This window comes from Albidovulum sp. (assembly GCF_049646345.1).
Taxonomy (GTDB): Bacteria; Pseudomonadota; Alphaproteobacteria; order Rhodobacterales; family Rhodobacteraceae; genus Albidovulum.
In genome coordinates this window covers 1-1983 of the sequence record NZ_JBARVQ010000515.1, presented here as the reverse complement: position 1 = coordinate 1983, position 1983 = coordinate 1, and the positions used below count along the sequence as shown (strand labels likewise).

The following is a 1983-nucleotide window of genomic DNA, read 5'->3' as shown; positions in this document are numbered from 1 at the left end:
ACCTTGCGTTTCATCTGCACATTCGCAGGCGCACCGGCAGGCGTGCCCGGCACCACTTCACCCGCCTCGGCCTGGCTTTTCGGCCGGATCTGCAGCGCGATGAACAACACCAGAAACCAGATGACCGCGAAAAGGACAATTCCACCTGTAAGGTTCATCAGACCTGCTCCAGTTCCACCAGGCAACCATTGAAATCCTTCGGATGCAGAAACAGGACCGGCTTGCCATGGGCACCGATCTTCGGCTCCCCCGTCCCCAGCACCCTTGCGCCCTGATCCTTCAGCCGCTCGCGGGCCGCCAGAATATCCTCGACCTCGTAGCAGATGTGATGGATCCCCCCCGAGGGGTTCTTTTCCAGAAAACCGGCGATGGGCGAGTTTTCACCCAAGGGATAGAGAAGCTCGATCTTGGTGTTCGGCAATTCGATGAAAATCACCGTGACACCATGATCCGGCTCATCCTGCGGCGCGCCGACCTTGGCACCCAATGTATCGCGGTACTGCGCGGCGGCGGCCTCAAGATCCGGCACCGCGATAGCGACATGGTTGAGACGTCCGATCATGCGTTCCTCCGGAGGGCGTGGTCCTTTCCAGCCTTATGGTGCCCAAGGCAGCATCGCGCAAGTCATCGCGGGGGCCTGCGCTGATTTACCGCCTGTTAGGCATTGCCTGTCTTACTCGGTCCAAACCCGGCAACACCCGAGAGGAGGCGGATATGACGGACGATCTCAGCGACTTTATTTCAGCGCGCGAACCTACGGCCGTGCGGCCGCTTCAGGGTCTGACCGTGCTGGTGGTCGAAGACAGCCGTTTCGCCTGCGAGGCGATGCGCCTCATGTGCCTGCGCTCGGGCGCACGAATCCGGCGGGCCGATTGCCTGGCATCCGCCCGCCGTCACCTTCGGTCCTACCGGCCGACCGCGCTGATTGTCGATCTGGGGCTGCCGGACGGGTCCGGGCTCGACCTGATCCGCGACATCTCCACGCATAGCCCAAGGGTGCCGGTCCTGCTGGCGACCTCGGGCGATGCTTCGGCCGAAGGGGCCGCGTTGGAGGCGGGCGCTGATGCCTTCCTGCCCAAACCGATCGAAAGCCTTTCAGCCTTCCAGCGGATGATCCTCGGCGCGCTGCCAACCGGGCGGCTCATTGCAGCGGTTCCCGGCCCCGAAATTGACCTGATCACACCAGACCCGCTTGCCCTGCGCGATGATCTTGCCCATGCGGCCGACATTCTGAATGACAATGCCGATGAACAGACGCTCGACTACATCGCGCGTTTTCTTTCCGGATTGGCTCTTTCGGCCCACGACGCCCCCTTGCAGGCCGCGGCCGAGGCTTTGGTCCGCGATTGCCATTCCGGCCATGCAACCGCGACGCCGGTCAACCGGATCAACGGTCTTGTGCGCGACCGGCTGGCCGCCGGATCGGCCTTTTGAACAAATGTGGCCGGGCTTAGGGCCCGACCGCCAGACCGGCAGAGGGGTGGCCCTGTCCTTTCCGCCATCGCGTCAGGTCGTCAAATTGGTCCGGAAATGCCTGCCCATCGTCCTGACTTGACCCTAATTGCGCCCCAATTGGCCGCACAATCAATCCCAGCATAACAACCACTGGGATGCAGGACCATGACCGAAAGAATCATTCAGATGGCGACAAGCGAGAAGCTGACACGCGCTGTCCACTGGACGGTCTTTGCCATCGGTTGCCTGTCTCTGACCTTCTCGATTGCAGCAACCGCAGCATCGGCTTTCTGAGCCGGCCGGCACTGACGCAAAAGAAGGCCGCGCGGATCCCTCCTCCGCCGCGGCCTTTTTATTTGAAGTCCCAATCTGCATCAGGATGCAACCGCTTTCGGGGCTTTGCCGACATCCGCGACGCCCCCTTTGCCCGGAATCAAGCGCGAAGCGCGCCGGGCGAGCGCCTGCCCGTTCCGCCGGGCTGGCGCTTTGGAGGCCGCGCGCATCGCATGAGGACAGAGGGGCTTTGCG

General features: G+C 62.7%; 4 protein-coding genes. 2 read left to right on the top strand and 2 right to left on the bottom strand.

What is annotated here, in order from left to right; all coding sequences use genetic code 11:
• Both WBB85_RS13165 and mce read right to left on the bottom strand, forming a co-directional pair.
• Nucleotides 1-158, bottom strand: a 158-nt coding sequence (locus WBB85_RS13165) for a DUF1467 family protein (RefSeq protein WP_432639062.1), incomplete at its 3' end; no start/stop codon positions are given.
• The gene (gene mce, locus WBB85_RS13160; RefSeq protein WP_432639061.1) at nt 158-562 is read right to left on the bottom strand and encodes a methylmalonyl-CoA epimerase; all 405 of its coding nucleotides are present in this window, start codon (nt 560-562) and stop codon (nt 158-160) included. The genes mce and WBB85_RS13165, both read right to left, overlap by 1 nt.
• Nucleotides 563-714: 152 nt before the next feature.
• On the opposite strand from mce, the gene WBB85_RS13155 reads away from it, so the two are divergent.
• Together WBB85_RS13155 and WBB85_RS13150 are read left to right on the top strand one after the other, a co-directional pair.
• Nucleotides 715-1434, top strand: a complete 720-nt coding sequence (locus tag WBB85_RS13155) for a response regulator (protein WP_432639060.1) — start codon at nt 715-717, stop codon at nt 1432-1434.
• Nucleotides 1435-1620: 186 nt separating this feature from the next.
• Nucleotides 1621-1749, top strand: coding sequence for a hypothetical protein (locus WBB85_RS13150; protein ID WP_432639059.1), 129 nt, complete (start codon nt 1621-1623; stop codon nt 1747-1749).
• The last annotated feature ends 234 nt before the right edge of the window (nt 1750-1983 follow it).